At 35.1% G+C, this 17,522-nt stretch carries 9 protein-coding genes; 3 read left to right on the forward strand and 6 right to left on the reverse strand.

The annotated features are described in order from the left end of the window. Positions 1 to 140: 140 nt before the first annotated feature. The 3 genes from Q9Q97_RS21985 to Q9Q97_RS21995 all read right to left on the reverse strand — a co-directional run bounded on the left by Q9Q97_RS21985 (position 141) and on the right by Q9Q97_RS21995 (position 4,575). Complete coding sequence (locus Q9Q97_RS21985) at positions 141 to 2,294, reverse strand: alpha-glucuronidase family glycosyl hydrolase (protein WP_306161089.1); 2,154 nt, start codon at positions 2,292 to 2,294, stop codon at positions 141 to 143. Between the two features lie 482 nt (positions 2,295 to 2,776). After that, entirely contained in the window at positions 2,777 to 3,805 is a 1,029-nt protein-coding gene (locus tag Q9Q97_RS21990; protein ID WP_306161072.1) for a LacI family DNA-binding transcriptional regulator, read from the reverse strand. A 320-nt stretch (positions 3,806 to 4,125) separates the two neighbouring features. Beyond that, positions 4,126 to 4,575, reverse strand: coding sequence for a PepSY-like domain-containing protein (locus Q9Q97_RS21995; RefSeq protein ID WP_306161074.1), 450 nt, complete (start codon positions 4,573 to 4,575; stop codon positions 4,126 to 4,128). 301 nt (positions 4,576 to 4,876) lie between these two features. Between Q9Q97_RS21995 and Q9Q97_RS22000 the strand changes: the two genes are divergently transcribed. Both Q9Q97_RS22000 and Q9Q97_RS22005 read left to right on the forward strand, forming a co-directional pair. Beyond that, a complete protein-coding gene (locus Q9Q97_RS22000; protein ID WP_306161076.1) occupies positions 4,877 to 7,066 on the forward strand; it encodes a sensor histidine kinase in 2,190 nt (729 codons plus the stop codon). Positions 7,067 to 7,078: 12 nt separating this feature from the next. Continuing rightward, positions 7,079 to 7,720 (forward strand): response regulator transcription factor, encoded by a 642-nt coding sequence (locus Q9Q97_RS22005; RefSeq protein WP_306161078.1) that lies wholly within the window; start codon positions 7,079 to 7,081, stop codon positions 7,718 to 7,720. On the opposite strand, the gene Q9Q97_RS22010 is transcribed toward Q9Q97_RS22005, so the two are convergent. After that, the gene (locus tag Q9Q97_RS22010; protein WP_306161080.1) at positions 7,721 to 8,638 is read right to left on the reverse strand and encodes a type IX secretion system membrane protein PorP/SprF; all 918 of its coding nucleotides are present in this window, start codon (positions 8,636 to 8,638) and stop codon (positions 7,721 to 7,723) included. A gap of 3 nt (positions 8,639 to 8,641) precedes the next feature. Continuing rightward, positions 8,642 to 16,012: an HYR domain-containing protein gene (locus Q9Q97_RS22015; protein WP_306161082.1), complete on the reverse strand. Its 7,371-nt coding sequence runs from the start codon at positions 16,010 to 16,012 to the stop codon at positions 8,642 to 8,644. Positions 16,013 to 16,199: 187 nt separating this feature from the next. Here Q9Q97_RS22015 and Q9Q97_RS22020 point away from each other — a divergent pair, with 187 nt between their 5' ends. After that, entirely contained in the window at positions 16,200 to 17,216 is a 1,017-nt protein-coding gene (locus Q9Q97_RS22020; RefSeq protein ID WP_306161084.1) for a proline-specific peptidase family protein, read from the forward strand. Between the two features lie 66 nt (positions 17,217 to 17,282). Here Q9Q97_RS22020 and Q9Q97_RS22025 read toward each other — a convergent pair. Next, positions 17,283 to 17,522: hypothetical protein (locus Q9Q97_RS22025; protein WP_306161085.1), on the reverse strand; the 240-nt coding region annotated here is incomplete at its 5' end.

Raw genomic sequence — 17,522 nt, forward strand, 5'->3', positions numbered from 1 at the left:
GATGACGCAGATTCGCTATCGCGAAGACACGGAAAAAAACGGATTTTTTTTCTAAACAATAAAAATAAAAAATCCGTATAAATCAGCGTTTTCGCGATAGCGAATCAGCGTCATCTGCGTTCTTAATTAATCTCACTAATTTATCCATTTCCCGGTGCATACGGGAATTTTAATGATTTAAAATTCCCTAAAGTCTGCGTTGGTTTTTCTACTCCCGCAGGAAGTTCTTTTCCCGAAAACTGCTGAAAATACAGCAGACAAGCATCGCGCCACCATTTTGCTTCTTTGTACTGAATTTGCAATAACATTTCGATTTCGTGAAAACGTTCAGCGTCAACATATTTTTCAGTTTTCTTCCAGACATTCTGCATGTTTTCAACTTGATTAACACCTTCTTGATATTTTAATGCCATTCCGTTCCATAAACTTTGACCGTTTTTTAGTTTGTAATTCCACGGAACGTGATGAAACCATAAAAGGTCTTTTTCTGGACAAGTTTCTAAAGTAGAAAAAAGCTTGGCAACTTCTGGTGCATATTGCGAGACAGCATTTGTACCCGATTTAGAACGGTCGAAACCTATTCCTTTTTTGTCTGCTTTATGATAATACGTCGGATTCCATTCTGGTCTTGACAAATCGGAAACCCAAGGTCCAGGTCCGTAATGATGTCCCGTGTCCATAATATGATGCAATCCAAGCGGTGTCATATAATTGACAACAGCTTCACGCGATTCGATCATCATGGTTTTTACGGGTTTAATGAAATTTTCATCGTTTGAAAAAGTACTTCTCAACCATTCATCTGCAATAATTTCAGAATCCAAATACGGATTCCAAGCCAGTCTCCCGAAGCCGTACCAATTCGCCTGCGCGAAAGGATGTCCTGTCCAGTTGAGGTCGTTTCCAATATTGGCAACACCTGCGATTCCGGTAATTTTGTTTTGAAATAAAGTTCCGTCAACGACTTTGGCAACGGTTGAGCCTTTTCCTTTTTGATACGTATCGGCTTCTAAAACTTCCTGAAATAATTTAGGAAGAAAAACTAAATGCGTGCTGAATCCTAAATATTCCTGAGTAATTTGAAATTCCATCATTAAAGGTGTTTTCGGCATCGCTCCAAATAAAGGATGAAAAGGTTCGCGGGGCTGAAAATCGATTGCTCCATTTTTTACCTGAACGATTACATTGTCTTTAAATTTTCCGTCATATGGCTGAAATTCGGCATAAGCTTGTTTAGCGCGGTCGTTGGCATCGTGCTCCGAATATACAAAAGCCCTCCACATCACAATTCCGTTAAAAGGCGCAACGGCATCGGACAGCATATTGGCTCCGTCGACATGATCACGACCGTAATTCTGTGGTCCTGGTTGTCCTTCTGAATTGGCTTTCACCAAAAAACCACCAAAATCTGGAATACGTTTGTAGATTTCTGTTGCTTTATTTTTCCACCAATTGATCACTTCTGGGTCTTTTGGATCGGCAGTTTTTAAGTTTCCAATTTCGATTGGCGCAGAAAATCTTGCGGTTAAATACACTTTGATTCCGTAAGGTCTGAAAACATTTGCCAAAGCTTCGACTTTTTCTAAATATTGCGGGGTTAGAATCAGTGCATTGGCATTTACATTCGTCAAAACCGTTCCGTTGATTCCGATTGAGGCATTCGCTCTAGCGTAATCAATATAACGCTGATCTATAAAATCAGGAAGTTTCTGCCAGTTCCAAAGCGAAAATCCGGCGTAACCTCTTTCTACTGTTCTGTCCAGATTATCCCAATGATTCAGGATTCTAATGTTTGTTTTTGGAGAATCGGTTACGTTTAAATTTTTAATTGATTTATTGGTTTGAAGCATTCTCAGAAAATTGAAAACACCGTATAAAACCGCAATATCATTTTTTCCTGTAATAATGATTTGTTTTTTATTTTGAAAGGAAATGGATTTGATGATAAAACCTTCATCGTTTATTATATCAAAATCAGATTGCAGCTGACTTTTGATTTCGGAATTTAAATTAGATTGAGAACCTATGATTAGATTATTTTCTCCTTTTAGATCAGATTTAATTTCAGGTAGAATTCCCAACATTTCAACAACTGCGGTTTTAAGTTCTTTCTCGGCGATTTTTATGGTTTCCGAATTTCCTAAAACTACCAATCCTTTTAGATTGTCTTTGTATTCTTTAGCCATTGAAGCATTCGCAACCGAATTGTATTGCAACCACAGTTTATAATCCTTTTGTGCCGAAGCTGAAAAGGAAGTCAAAAGAAAAAGGAAAACAAATCGTAATGAAGCCATGTTGGTTTTATTAATTCTCATTTTTACATCTACAGCGTTTTATTTCCATTTAAAAATATTTGACAAATTTTTAATTTAAAAAATACATTATTACAAATAAAACAACAATTGCAATCGGTTGCGTAAAAATATAGGATTGTTATTGAAGAAAAAAATTTTAGCTCTGTTTTTTTCAAAAAATAATTCCATTTAACAAATAAAGGCAGGATAATTATAAAAACTATCCTGCCTATAGTAAGGTTCAATTTTAGATTTTTGAGTTTAGATTTTAGATTTTTTTCTACACAACTTATTAAATTGAAGATCGGACGCAGATAAGACGGATTCGTTATCACTAAGACGCAGATTAACACGGATTTTTTTAAATTTCACATATAAATCCATTTTATCTATGGTAGCAAATCCGCTTGACGCTAGTTATGAACTTGTGCATTATTTGCACCAGTTCAATTCAAAATAAAAACAAAAATATTTTATTAAATTTATTTCTGCGTAGATTCTCTCGCCAGTACTTCTGTGTTTAAAAAAGTAATTTCTTTGGCGTCATCATTTTTAGCCGATTTTAGGTTTTTGATAATAATTTCAGCTGCGGCTTTTCCCATTTTTTCTGCGGGATGTGTGATTGTCGATAAATTTGGATCGATGATCTGCGAAATTGGGTCGTTGTTAAAACCAATTACTTTAAATTCTTCTGGCACTTTTATTCCGCGTTTTTTAGCGGTCTGCACGGCACTTACGGCCAGAATATCTCCAGGAGCAAAAAGTCCGTCGGGAATTGGATCTAAGTCAAACAAAGCATTGCTTGCTTTTACACCATCTTCGTAGGTAACTGAATTTAAATTGATAATCAGTTTTTCGTCAATATCAACGTTATGGTCTTTTAAGGCTTCAATGTAACCTCTTTTTCTTTCGTTATATAAATTTCCTAATTCTGATCCTGCTGTAATGTGTGCAATTCGAATACAGCCTTGCTCAATAAGATGTTTTGTAGCTTTGTAACCTGCTGTATAATTGTCGATTACGACTCTAAAAGTATTATAATCTTTAGGCACACGATCGACAAAAACTAATGGAATATTGTTATTTGAGAATTGATGAAAATGAGACGTATCACGCGTTTCCATTGCCAGCGAACAAATTACACCACTTACACGATTGCTGTACAAGGATTTCGCCATATTGACTTCTTCTTCGTACGAGTCGTGCGACTGCATAATGATTACCGTATAATCTGATTTTTGGGCTGTAATTTCGATTCCGCTAATAAGGGATGACAAAAAAGGCTGTGTAACAGTCGGAATTAAAACTCCAATTGTTTTGGTTTTGTTGCCACGCAACCCTGCCGCTAAAGTGTTCGGAACAAAGCCCATTTCTTCAGCAGTTTTCTTGACTTTTTTTATGGTTTTATCACTTATGGTGTGATGGTCTTTTAAAGCTCTTGAAATCGTAGACGTAGCCAAATTAAGTCTTTCGGCTATATCGTAAATCGTGACATGTTTATTTTCTTCCATAAATCAAATAAATAGAAGATGTAAATATAAACTATTTTCTCTCAAGATGATCTTTTCCCAAATTGGCATAAAACAAAATGTCCTCAATACTTAGTTGGGGACATTTCTATTTTTTTTCAATGCGTTGCGTAACTATTCAAAATGTATAATTTCAACACATAGAAACATAGATTTTTTTTACCAATTTAAAAAGATGATTGAAAGAAACTAGTTTCTAACACATAGCTATGTGAATTAATAAAAGTGAAACGCCTTTCTTAAGCTCCAAAAAAAATATGTATCTATGTGTTAAAAATTTTATAGTAACAGTTAATCTTATACTATTTTTTACCAATGTTATTTTTCTTGTCTTTTAGGATTTTTCCATCTTTGGTAAATTCCAAATCGATGTCGTTGGTTAAATCTACATCAAGATCTTTGTGGCCGTAATCAATATGGGTGATTTTTTCGTTTGGATAATTTTTCGCCACATAATCTTTTACTTCTTTCGGAATAAATGCGGTCGGAATTGGTTTATCGTCTCCATCAACTTCGCGATACGAACCATCTTTCCAGAATTCTACTTCTGTCCCGTCTTTTAGTTTTACTTCGTATCCTTTTTCACCATGTTCTGCGTCTTTTTGAGCACTTTCTACAGCAACATCGCTAAAGTGTTTTTGCAGAAATTCCTGTGCCGGTTTTGGCAGTTCCGTGACTTCGATTTTCTTTTGTGCGCTGGCCGAGATTGTTAACGATAACAATGCAATGGCTAAAAATATTCTGTTTTTCATCGTTTAAATTTTTAAGTATACTCTCACTAATTTACGACAAGAAAAAATACATTCAAATCTATTTAAGAAACTTTTAGAATTTCGAAACATTGATAATCTCTTAATTTACAGCAAATTGAAATCATTTCAAAACGATTCATAATATCACAACTTCATTCAAAAATTTTATTTTTAGAAAAGTATTTTCAATTCTTTTGTAGTACTTTTATCGCTTATTCAAAAACTGATTTAATCTTATAAATCCCAAATTTACAAGACTTTAAATTACTCATCTCTTCTGTTTGAGTAGAAAACAAATGCTATGGAAATCTGGTTCAGAAGACTTTTTTTATTGCTCTTCCTCTTTTTATCCTTCGCTCTGCAAGCTCAGATTGAAGGTAAGAAGAAAGCTTTTGTTTCCAAAAAGCCAGTTCCCATTAGAGAAGATAAAAATACACTCGCGCTTTACGATTTGTACAATAAAGGCGAAGAGAAAAAGGCTTATAAAAAAGCGCATTTAATTCTCAAATCGAGAGTTGACAACCGAGCTCTTGCCCGAACCAATTTGCTCTTGGCTTATTATTTTAATAAAAGGGCGGTAATCGATTCTTCTATTTTTTATACCAATCAGGCTTTAAAATACAATACGGCTGTTAATGATTCTCTAAAGAATCGACTTTTTTCGCTCGGCTATAATTTACTGGCAATCAATTATAAAAAAAGAGGATTGCTTAACGAAAGTAAAAAATGGCATATTAAAGGCATTGAAGTTTCGCAAAAGTATAACGAACAAAATCTTTTCTATACGCATACACACGGATTAGCACAAACGTACAGCGAATTGGGCGATTATAATAATGCGTTGAAATTGTTTAAACAATGTCTCGAATACAAAGCGGATAGCGAAATCATTTTGGGCAGTTATATTAATATTGGTGATCTTTATTCGAAGCTAAAGGATTATGAAAATGCGAATATTTTTTATAAAAAAGGAAAAATACTCTGCGAAAAAACAAATAATAATCAGGGACGAGTTATTGTTTTATTGGGACTTGGCGAGAATTATCAGTTGCAAAATAAGCCTCAGGAAGCGTTAAAAATGTTTCAAGAAGCGCTTTCCATTGCTGATAAAAGTGAACTGAATCAGTTATCGATTGTTTCGCGAAGCAGTATTGGTGATGTTTATATTTCGCAGAAAAAATACCAAGATGCCAAATTGATATTTTCTGAAGCGCTTCAAAAATCGGTTCATTTCGGACTGCTCCAAAATCAGAGTTCCATTTATGATGAATTGCGAAAAATTGCCATTCTACAAGATGATTATAAAAGTGCGTATTCGTTTTTCGAAAAATCAACCCGCGTAAAAGATTCGATTTATAATCTTCAGAAAATAAAAGAAATCAACGAACTGGAAGTCAAATATAAAACAGCACAGAAACAGAAAGAAATTGAGGTTTTGAAATTTGAAAATGAAGCCAAAAAATTAGCTTTGGCGAATCAGGAAGAAGCTTTGGAAAATATGCTGCTTCAAGAGGAAATTTCGAAGAAAAATAATGAAAATACGATTCTAGCTTTTCAGAACTCATCGAATAAAAAACGAAATGAGATTTCGCTTTTAAAAAAAGATCAGCAATTGAAAACTTTGGAAATTGACCAGCAGAAGAAAATTAGATTTTTTACTATTGCTGGATTTCTAGTTTTCTTGATTCCGATTACGGGACTTTTATTTCAATATTATAAACGTCTTAAAGCACAGCGTTTGCTGAATATCAAACAAGCTGAAATTAGTTCACAAAAAATCGACGGCATTTTAAAAGAGCAGGAATTGGAATTGATAAAAGCTTCGATCAGCGGGCAGGATAATGAAAGACAGCGCATTTCGCAGGAACTTCATGACAGCATTGGCGGGAATTTGGCGGCTATAAAACTGCAAGTAAATCATTTAAGCGCTTCTGATTTTTCTAATGTTCAAAAAATTAGCTTACAGCTTGACGAGACGTATCAGCAGGTTCGCAGTATTTCACATTCGCTTCTTCCGAAGAAATTCAGCCAAAATAAGTTTTTAGAAGTGGTTGATTCTTATTTGAAAAATATCAGCGAAGCGAGTCAGCTCAAAATTGCATTTATTCCGTATCCGAAAAAGGAAATTAATGAATTGAATGAGGATATTCAGATTGAAGTTTTTAAAATGATTCAGGAACTTTTGACGAATACGATTAAACACGCCAAAGCTTCTGAAGTTGAAATTCAGCTGAATTATATTGAGAATATTCTAAATCTTTTGTTTGAAGATAATGGAATTGGTTTTGAAACCGAAAATCATTCCAAAGGAATTGGTTTTATCAATCTCGAAAGCCGAATTCATAAATTAAAAGGCTCATTTGTAATTGATTCTAAATTGAAACGCGGTACGATTGTGAATATCGAAATCCCGGTTTTGGAACCGAAAATTAAAGCCAAAGTAAAAGGAATTGATTTGAAAAATCAGCTTGACGAATTGAAAAGCAACTAATATATTTGTTGAATGAATAGCATTAACCTACTTATTGCCGACGATCACACCATGTTTTTGCAGGGAATTATTTCACTGCTGGAACAAGAACCGAATATTACAATTGTTGACAAAGCGGTAAACGGAATCGAGGCGCTTGAAATTGTGAAAAAAGGCGTTGTCGATTTTATTATTTTGGATATCAGCATGCCAGAAATGGATGGTATTGAATTGAGTAAGATTCTAAAAAAACAGCATCCTGATGTAAAAATCCTGATTGTAAGCACACATAGCAATGTGATGATTGTTTCGAGATTAATTCGAATTGGCGTGAATGGTTATTTGTTGAAAAATGCTGAAAAAGAGGAACTTCTGAAAGCGATCAATACAATTGCATCGGGCGAGAATTATTTTGCTGAAGAACTCGAAGAAAAATATCTTTTGAATAGTTCGAAAATTGAAAAACAGGTTTCAAATTTGACTGAATTGAGTTCGCGTGAAAAAGAGATTTTGGTTTTGATTGCTCAAGAATATAATACGGCTGAGATTGCCGAAAAAACCTTTATCAGTTTGAATACCGTAAATACGCACCGCCGTAATTTATTATCGAAATTGAATGCTAAAAATACGGCGGGTCTTGTAAAATACGCAGTTGAGAATGGTTTGGTCGATTAATTACTCAAATCCTTTTCCAAATCTGTAATTTAAAACTAATCCAAAAGTGTCTGGAATCACTACATTGTCAATTGATTTATTGTACGTGCAGATGACCCTAAAATTATCTGAAAGATGAAAACCAGCCAGAAAGTTCAACGTTTGCGATGTTCTGTAACCGCCACCAAATTCTACTTTATTTTTGTAATTGATTAAAAGATTCAAATCGGCCTGAAAGGGTGCTCCTTCTACATATTTGAACAAAACGCTTGGGTTGACCAAGATTTCTTCAAAACGGTTGGTGAAGAATTTATAACCGAAATAACTGTAATACACGTTTTTTAAGTTCGTATTGTTACTTGAATTAAATGCCGAACTTAACAGATTTGGCGATGATAATCCGAAATAGATTTGATCGCGGTTGTATAAAAATCCGACTCCAAAAGTGGGCGTAAAACTATTTACATTTTCCTGAAATTCTGGATCGTTTTCGATTCCTAATTGCGTTAGGTTTTCGTTGTATAGCATTCCTCCTGCTGTAACTCCAAATGAAATTATAGAAGGATCGTACGCCCACCATTTTCCGTTTTTATATTCAGAATCGTAATAGATTTTATAGGAATAAGATGTGAAGAAAGTTGTGGTATTCGTTACTCCTATCTCGTCGTATGAAATTCCTGCTGCCAAACCGATTTTCTCGCCCCAAGTTAATTTATTTACCGAAAGATCAAAGTTTTTTGGACTTCCGTCAACTGAATTAAAATAGCCATTTATAGTCATAACCATATCAATATCATCATAATAGCCAGCGTGTGCAGGATTGATGAGAACGGCGTTGTAATTATAACTGGAAAAAACTGGAGTTTGCTGTCCGTAAGCCCTTTCTAAAAAAATGATTAGTATAAATAAAGCTAAGATTATATTGATTTTACTTTTCATGAATTAACGTTTTAAAACAAGATATCCCTTGGTTTTCTTAAAATGATTGGGCTGTTCTGTGCGGATTTCGAAGAAATAAGTTCCCTCTGGAAGCTGACTGGCGCCTAAATTTCTACTCTTATTGGCGATTCCGCTAAAAACATTTGTTGCATTATCGTAACCTTTAGTTTGAAAAACCAAATCTCCCCAACGGCTGTAAATCAGCACTTCGTTTTCTGGATAATCGGTTATGCCGTCAATTTCCCAAAAATCATTGATGCCGTCTCCGTTTGGAGAAAAACCATATTTTGTTTCGTCTTTTGCTGTTGGAATAACTGTTATGGTAATAAAATCTTCTGCCTGACAGCCATCTTCATTGGTAAAAATCACTTTATACGTTGTAGTTTCTGTAGGTTTTGCAATTGGATTTCCTATTTTGCTATTGCTCAATCCCGTTGAAGGCGACCAAGAGAAAGTTCCGTTTTGTAAAGCCAAAGCATAAAGCAGAGTCGATTCGCCTTCTTTAATTTGTAAATCGTCTCCAAGATCGACTAAAATTGGGTTGGTATACAGTAGAAAAGAACAGCTCGAACTGTTATTGCTTTTATCTGAAACTTTTATAGTAATCGTCATTCCATCAGAAAATGCACTTCCTGGAGTTGGTGTCTGCGTAATTACTGGATTTAGATCGGTATTGTCTGTTGCAAAAATCATTTTGGTGTAATCTGGAACTGTACTGACGTTGCAATCAAAAATTTGATCTTCAATGCAGGCAAAAACTGGTGCTTCTGTATCTTGTATTACGTTAATTTTAAACGAACAAGAAGCAGAGTTTCCACTGTTATCAGAAACATTCATCGTAACACTCATTCCGTTTGTAACATTTGTTCCTGCGACTGGTGTTTGTGTGATCGTTACATTTGAATCACAATTGTCTGTTGAAGTAATCTGCGAACGATAATCGGGTAAAACCGCTCCTAGACTTACATTTTGATCTTCAATACAAACTATTTGAGGCGTTATAAGATCCGCAGAAACATTGATTTTAAATGTGCAATACGACTCGTTGTTTGATGCGTCTTTGGCGGTTATGGTTATCGCCATTCCGTTTGTAAAAGCACTTCCCGCAGCTGGTGTCTGGGTAATTATTGGCGAAGCGTCGCAATTATCATTTGCTGTAACTAAAGGCGTATAATCTGGAATTATAGTGCCACATGATAATGTCTGATCTCCGATACAAGTAATTACTGGCGCGCTTACATCTGCGGAAGTGTTTACTTTAAAACTACAAATTGAACTATTATTGGAAACATCTTTTGCTGTTATGGTTATTGTCATACCGTCTGTGAACGCACTTCCAGCAATTGGATTTTGAGTTAGAATTGGCAATGCATCGCAATTATCTGTAACCGTAATTAAAGCGGTATAATCTGGAATTACAGCTCCGCATGATAAATTCTGATCTCCGATACAGATTATTACTGGCGCTGTAACATCCGCGGAAGCGTTGACTTTAAAACTGCAAGACGATTCGTTATTCGAAATGTCTTTTGCTATTATGGTTACGGTCATTCCCTCTGTAAAAGCACTTCCCGCAATTGGATTTTGTGTCAGAATTGGTGATGAATCGCAATTATCCGTTACCGTAATTAAAGCGGTATAATCTGGAATTACAGCTCCGCATGATAAGCTCTGATCTCCGATACAGGTCATTACAGGCGCAATCCCATCCGCGGAAGCGTTAACTTTAAAACTGCAAGACGATTCGTTATTCGAAATATCTTTTGCTGTAATTGTAATGATCATTCCATCTGTGAACGGACTTCCCGCTATTGGATTTTGAGTTAGAATTGGCGAAGAATCGCAATTATCTGTTACCGTAATTAAAGCTGTATAATCTGGAATTACGGCTCCGCATGATAAATTCTGATCTCCGATGCAGGTTATTACAGGCGCAATTCCATCCGCGGAAGCGTTGACTTTAAAACTGCAAGAGGATTCGTTATTCGAAATGTCTTTTGCTGTGATTGTAATGGTCATTCCGTCTGTGAAAGTACTTCCCGCAATTGGATTTTGAGTTAAAGTTGGAGATGCATCGCAATTATCCGTTACCGTAATCAAAGCGGTATAATCTGGAATTACAGCTCCGCATGATAAATTCTGATCTCCGATACAGGTTATTACGGGCGCTATAACATCCGCGAAAGCGTTGACTTTAAAACTGCAAGAGGATTCGTTATTCGAAATGTCTTTGGCTGTTATGGTTATGGTTATTCCGTCTGTGAAAGGACTTCCCGCAATTGGATTTTGTGTTAGTGAAGGATTTGGATCTTGTACATCAGTAACTGCAATAAGATTTGTGAAATCAGGAATTACTTTTGTATTGCAGGCTATTGTCTGATCTACAACACAAGTTATTACTGGCGGTGTTGTATCTGCTGTACTCGAAATAATGAACTTACATTCTGATTGGTTTCCTGTTGCATCAACTGCTGTTAAAAGCACTTCTACATCACTTCCGTCAAAAACTGAACCCGCCACTGGTGTTTGTGCAATTTGAGGTTTGACGTCACAATTGTCTTTAACTGTAATAATCTTTGTAAAATCTGGAATTAAATCTCCTGAATGTAAAACTTGGTTGGTCGGACAATTACTAATTACTGGAGGTGTTAGATCTGTATATTTACTTCCAAAAATCAAATACGAAATGCCAGGTTCTTCATTTGGATCAGATGTATAGGTTTGATTGGTACTTCCAATTAAAAGATCATCAATTCCATCTTTATTTATATCTTTTAAATAGCTTATACTGTAATTTGCTGCATAACGAATTTTTATTTTTAATGCTTCTGCTGCGTTTAAGTCTTGAATTTTAATGCTAGGGCTCCAGATTTTTTTACCATACACAATATAAATATTGTTAATATAAACGACTGCCATATCATCCAAACCATCTGCATTAAAATCGCCATATCCTGTGTAGAAATCAAGATAATCTAACATGAAGGCATCAATTTTAAAACCATTTGTTCCATCTAGATCTTTTAAATCAACAGTCGATGAAAAAGAAGGTTTTCCAAATAAAATATAATTATCGATGGCTAAATCTTTGAAAGAATCTCCATTTAAATCTCCTAATGCCTTAAACTGATAATACTGACTTGTGTTGAGTGCAGTTGCCGAATTTTCTATTCTAAAACCATTTGATCCGTTTAAACTTGAAGTATTTATTTTTGAAGGTAAGCTAGAAGACCCAAAAACCACATAACGATACTTTGTATAATCTCCTGAAAAAATTAAATCGGCTATACCGTCACCATTGATGTCGCCTGAAGCTTCGACTGTTTGTCCAACATCACCTTCAATTACAAAGGAAGGAGAAGTTATAAGCTGATCAATTGTAGCGGAAGCAGGAAAATTAGAACTGCGCCCAAAAATCACATAGCATTTTTTAATTCCCCCCGATCCTTCATTGGCAGATAAAATGGCTATATCGCTATATGAATCATTATTAAAATCACCAATATTAACTAAAGCTGATCCCAGAAATTCATCTTTAGTGTCCCCGAGAATTTTAAATCCGTTATTTCCATCTATAACTGAAATAGGGAATTGTGCTGAAAACGCTGTCTTTTTTCCGTAAATAACATAGATTGCCCCAGCAAAATTCTTCGCTGCGTTTCTTTTCTGACGGTCACTAAGCATCAAATCATCAATGCCGTCTCCATTTATATCTCCTGTAGAGCTGACATCATAAGCAAATTCTGAAGGCGGAGTAACAGCATCATCAAAAATTTTGAATCCGTCAATCCCATTCAGTTTTCCTAAATTTATATTAGGAGGAAATCCCGACGAAGTTCCGAATATGACATAACATCCCTCATTTATTGCACCAATAAGAAAATCCTGAATTCCATCTCCATTAATATCTCCAGCATTACTAGTCGTAAAACCCGCTTTTTTACCACCTTTATCTCCGTAGATAATTACGCCGTTGCTTCCATTTAATTCTGTTACATCAATTTCGGTTGTATTACAATCTAAATCAAAGGTTTTAGTTTTTAATTTTACTAAAAAAGTGCAGGAATTTTCGTTTCCAGATTTATCTTTAACGGTTATTGTAACATCAGTATCTGCGGTAAATAAGGTTCCTACAGGAGGTGTCTGCGTAAAAGTTAATTCATGACTTGGCGTGACATCATCACTAACATCTTCTAAAAAGGGCACATAATTGGGCAAAAATGAATTGGCATATAACTCCTGATTTGTCGGACAAACAATTACAGGATTTCCAGTAGTTAACAATTCTATTTTAAATTTACATTCTGAAGCATTCCCGCTTGCATCAGTTGCTTTTAAAACTACTTCTTGGGTTGTGCCATCAAATACAGAACCAGCAGCCGGCGATTGCGTAATTACAGGTTTAGCATCACAATTATCTGTAACGGTTATAGATTTTGTATAATCAGGAATTAAATCCCCTATACTTAATTTTTGATCGGCAGGACAATTGGCTATAACAGGCTTTTCAGTATCTATGGTATTTTTACCAAAAATAACATAAGCTTTTCCTGGATTGTAATTTACTTTTAAATTAGAGCCGTAAGAGTCGTAAGAATTCCCTATGATAAAATCACTAACTCCATCATTATTAAGATCTCCCGCATAACTGGCACTGTATTCAGAAAGAAAATCAGATACAATTTTCAAATTCTTATCTGTAGTTTGACTCACATTGGCTGGCCAAATCTTTTTCCCAAAAAAAATACATGTCTGCGAAAAAATATGCACAAAATAATCATCAATACCATCACCATTAAAATCACCGGCATATCCATGAAGATTTTCACTTCCCGTATCATTTTTAAAACCATTGCTTCCGTTAAGGTCTTTTAAGTCTACTATAGCAGGGAAAGAAGTTCTTCCAAATAAAACATATCTTCCTGTTATAGAGAGATCATTCATGCCATCATCATTCAAATCACCTGCTTTTTTTACTGTAGTGGAACCGTCTAAAGGTTCCAAAGAATTTTCTATAATAAATCCGTTTGATCCATTTAGAGCAGTAACATTAAAACTAGCTGAAAAATTAGTTGAACGTCCAAAAATAACAAACTTGCGCTTTTGATCTGATCCGTTATAAGAGCCTAAAGCAAAGTCAGGAATTCCATCTCCATTAACATCTCCCAAACCTGAAACCGATCTGCCTACTTTACCAACAGTTGCATCTCCTTCAATTTTAAAACCATTCGCACCATTAAGTTCGTAATTTCTTAATATTGCGGGAAATCCACCTGCCTTACCATAAATTACATAGCATTTGCCATTTCCTGCACCAGAGCCACTAGTTACAATTCCTATATCCTGAAAACCATCAGAATTAATATCACCCACGATATCGATACTGACTCCCATACCTGCATAATTTTCATTTCCTATGAAAGTAAAACCATTGGATCCGTTTAATGACGAAATTTTAAATTCAGCCGGAAAACCAGCACTAGTTCCAAAAATGACATAAATATGCCCCACTTCGGGTCCATAAGAAGACGAACGATGAGGATCACTAATCATAAAATCTCCTATTCCATCTCCATTTATATCTCCAGCACTGCTTACATCATATCCCGTAACAGGAAAATTTGTCCAAGGGGTATCGTTTCTTATTACAAAACCATTTGTACCATCCAATAAACCCAAATCTATATTTGGACTAACTCCAGAGGCCTTTCCAAATACCACATAAGCGGCACCGGGTATGGTTTTATAAATCATCGAAGAGCCATAATTAGTAGTATAATTTCCGGGAGCACCAATTATTAAATCTGGAATTCCGTCTCCATTTACATCTCCAGCGTTTTTGACACTAGAACCTGCTTCTCTGCCTAATATTTCACCATAAATAGAAAATCCATTGCCTCCATATAAATTAGTAACATTAATAGAGGTTGATTTACAATCAATATCTTGTTTGATGGATTTTAGTTTAACTAAAAAAGTGCAGGAATTTGTATTTCCTGAAACATCTTTGGCAGTAATAGTAACATTAGTATCTCCTGTAAAAAGTGTTCCTTGAGGAGGAGTTTGAGTAAAAACTAAATCAAAATTATCAGTATTATCATCACTCAAAGCCGTTAAATAAGAAACATAATTGGGTAATGTTGAATTTGCGTACAATTGCATATTTGACGGACAAGATAATACAGGAGGAAGATCTCCTCCAGAAGCAATTAGAGGAAAAGTACAAGATGCTGTATTTCCAGAAATATCATTAGCAGTCAAGACAACAGTTAATCCTGCTGAAAAAATTGTTCCAGCTACAGGTGTTTGTACTATACTAGGATTTAAGTCACAATTATCGGTGACATTAATTAAGCCCGAATAATCAGGAATAGCATCCCCAATTGCTAATGTCTGACTACCCGGGCAATTAGTTATTATAGGATTTGAAGTATCTGCCGAAGCATTTACAATAAAACTGCAAGTTGAAGCATTATTAGAAACGTCTCTTACAGTCAAGGTTACTGTTATACCAGAAGTAAAAATAGTTCCTGGAAGTGGACTTTGCGAAACAGTTAAATTGCCCAAACAATTATCGTATCCAGTTACTAAAGTTCTATAATCTGCCAAAAAAGATCCACAATTTTGAATTTGATTACTAGGACAGGTTAATGTGGGCGGAATATTATCAGGTGTTGCCTGTGTTACATTAAAATTACAAAACGAAGAATTTCCGGATGGGTCTGTATATTTAATCTGAACAGGAATTCCATTATAAAAAGGAGTTCCGGGAGCAGGTGTCATTTCCCAAGAAACCGAAATACTGCAATCATCCTGAAGATTCATCATCGGATTAGTTGCATAGTTTGGCAATACATCTCCACAATTTAAGGTCAGATTCGTTGGGCAGTTAAATGTTGGCGGCGTAACATCTGGAGTTAAGGCTGTAATAATTATAGAACAGCTGCTTTCGTTCCCAACTTCATCTTTAGCAGTAAAGACAATAGTCATACCATCATAAAACTTCGTACCTCCTGTTGATTGTGTCAAATAAATATCTCCACCCGAATCATCAGTAACAATTAATTCGTCTAAATAATCGGGTACTAAACTTCCGCATGCAAGTTGCTTATTTGGCAGGCAAGTTATCGAAGGAGGCGTTATATCAGCTGCCATTTTTAATGTCTTCGAACTTTTTTTAATCGAATTTAAATGTTTTAAAACAACAGATTTCTCTGTATTAGAATAAACTACTCCTTTCTCAATTGAATATTTTAAACTAGCATCAGCAATAATTCCTTTATCCTGACCATAACAAACAAATATTCCCGCAAACAGAAAGAAAAAAATAAAAACCTTTGTTTTGTTTTCTAATGCATTTTTAAAACTATTCATCCAAATATATTTTAAGCCTTTAATAAGTGGCAAAAATATATTGGAAGAAAAATTCACACATCACTATAAATAGTGATTTTTGCATTTGAAAAATTAAACTTCTAGTTATTTATGTTCTAAAAAAACAGACATGCTATCCATTTAATAATAATTTGTAATTTAGTTTAAACCCTTAATTGTAAACTAGATGAAACTTATTACTGCTTGTGCAATACTCTTACTAATGGTTTCGTGCAAAAACGAAAATCAAAAATCAACACTTTCAAACTATTTTACCTATAATAATGAGAGTGTCGAATCGGCAGGAGTTAAAATGATTCCCATAAAAACGCCAATCGGAGAATTTAAAGTTTGGACCAAACGTTTTGGAAATAATCCAAAAATAAAAGTTCTTCTCCTGCATGGAGGACCAGCAATGACACATGAATACATGGAATGTTTCGAAACCTTTTTTCAACGAGAAGAATTTGAATTTTATGAATATGATCAGCTTGGTTCCTATTACAGCGATCAGCCAAAAGACAGTTCACTATGGACAATCGACAGATTTGTAGATGAGGTTGAGCAAGTTAGAAAAGCAATTAATGCTGATAAAGATAATTTTTATGTTTTAGGAAACTCTTGGGGCGGAATTCTAGCTATGGAATATGCTCTAAAATACCAGCAAAATATGAAAGGTTTGCTTGTCGCGAATATGATGGCAAGCGCGCCAGAGTATGGAAAATATGCTGATGAGGTTTTGGCTAAACAAATGAAACCTGAAGTATTAAATGAAATAAGAGATTTAGAAGCTAAAAAAGATTTTGCTAATCCACGCTATATGGAGTTACTACTGCCAAACTTTTATAAAGAGCATTTATGCCGATTAAAAGAATGGCCAGATGGATTGAACCGAGCAAGTAAACATGTAAACGGAGAAATCTACACCCTTATGCAAGGACCAAGTGAATTTGGCATCAGCGGTCGCTTAGCAAAATGGGATATCAAAAACAGATTACACGAAATTACAATTCCAACCCTAATGATAGGTGCAAAATATGACACTATGGATCCAAAGGCAATGGAAGAACAAAGTAAATTAGTAAAAAAAGGGCATTATTTATACTGTCCAAACGGCAGCCATTTAGCTATGTGGGATGATCAAAAAGTATTTATGAATGGCGTAATTCAGTTTATTAACGACGTTGACAGTAAAAAATTCTAAACAAAAAAACATAAAGCACTCATTATCAACAATAAAAAAAATCTATTTTATAATTATGGCGTTCCCCTACGGGTCGGGCTGTCCGCTGTATTCCCGATTTAGAAAAACAAGGCTTTTTAGCCGTAGTTTTTCCAAATCGGGAGATGCCTCTTCCATCCCTAACGCAGCGCGGCATTGAATGGCTCTTTGGCTTCCAGATTTCATAAGATCCGCAGGCTTCCAAAAACGGTTATAAAACAGAAAACCCCATCCGGTTCGGATAGGGTTTTCAAAAGAAAGGCGACGACATACTCTCCCACATAACTG

It is taken from the genome of Flavobacterium sp. DG2-3 (assembly GCF_030730925.1).
GTDB lineage: Bacteria > Bacteroidota > Bacteroidia > Flavobacteriales > Flavobacteriaceae > Flavobacterium.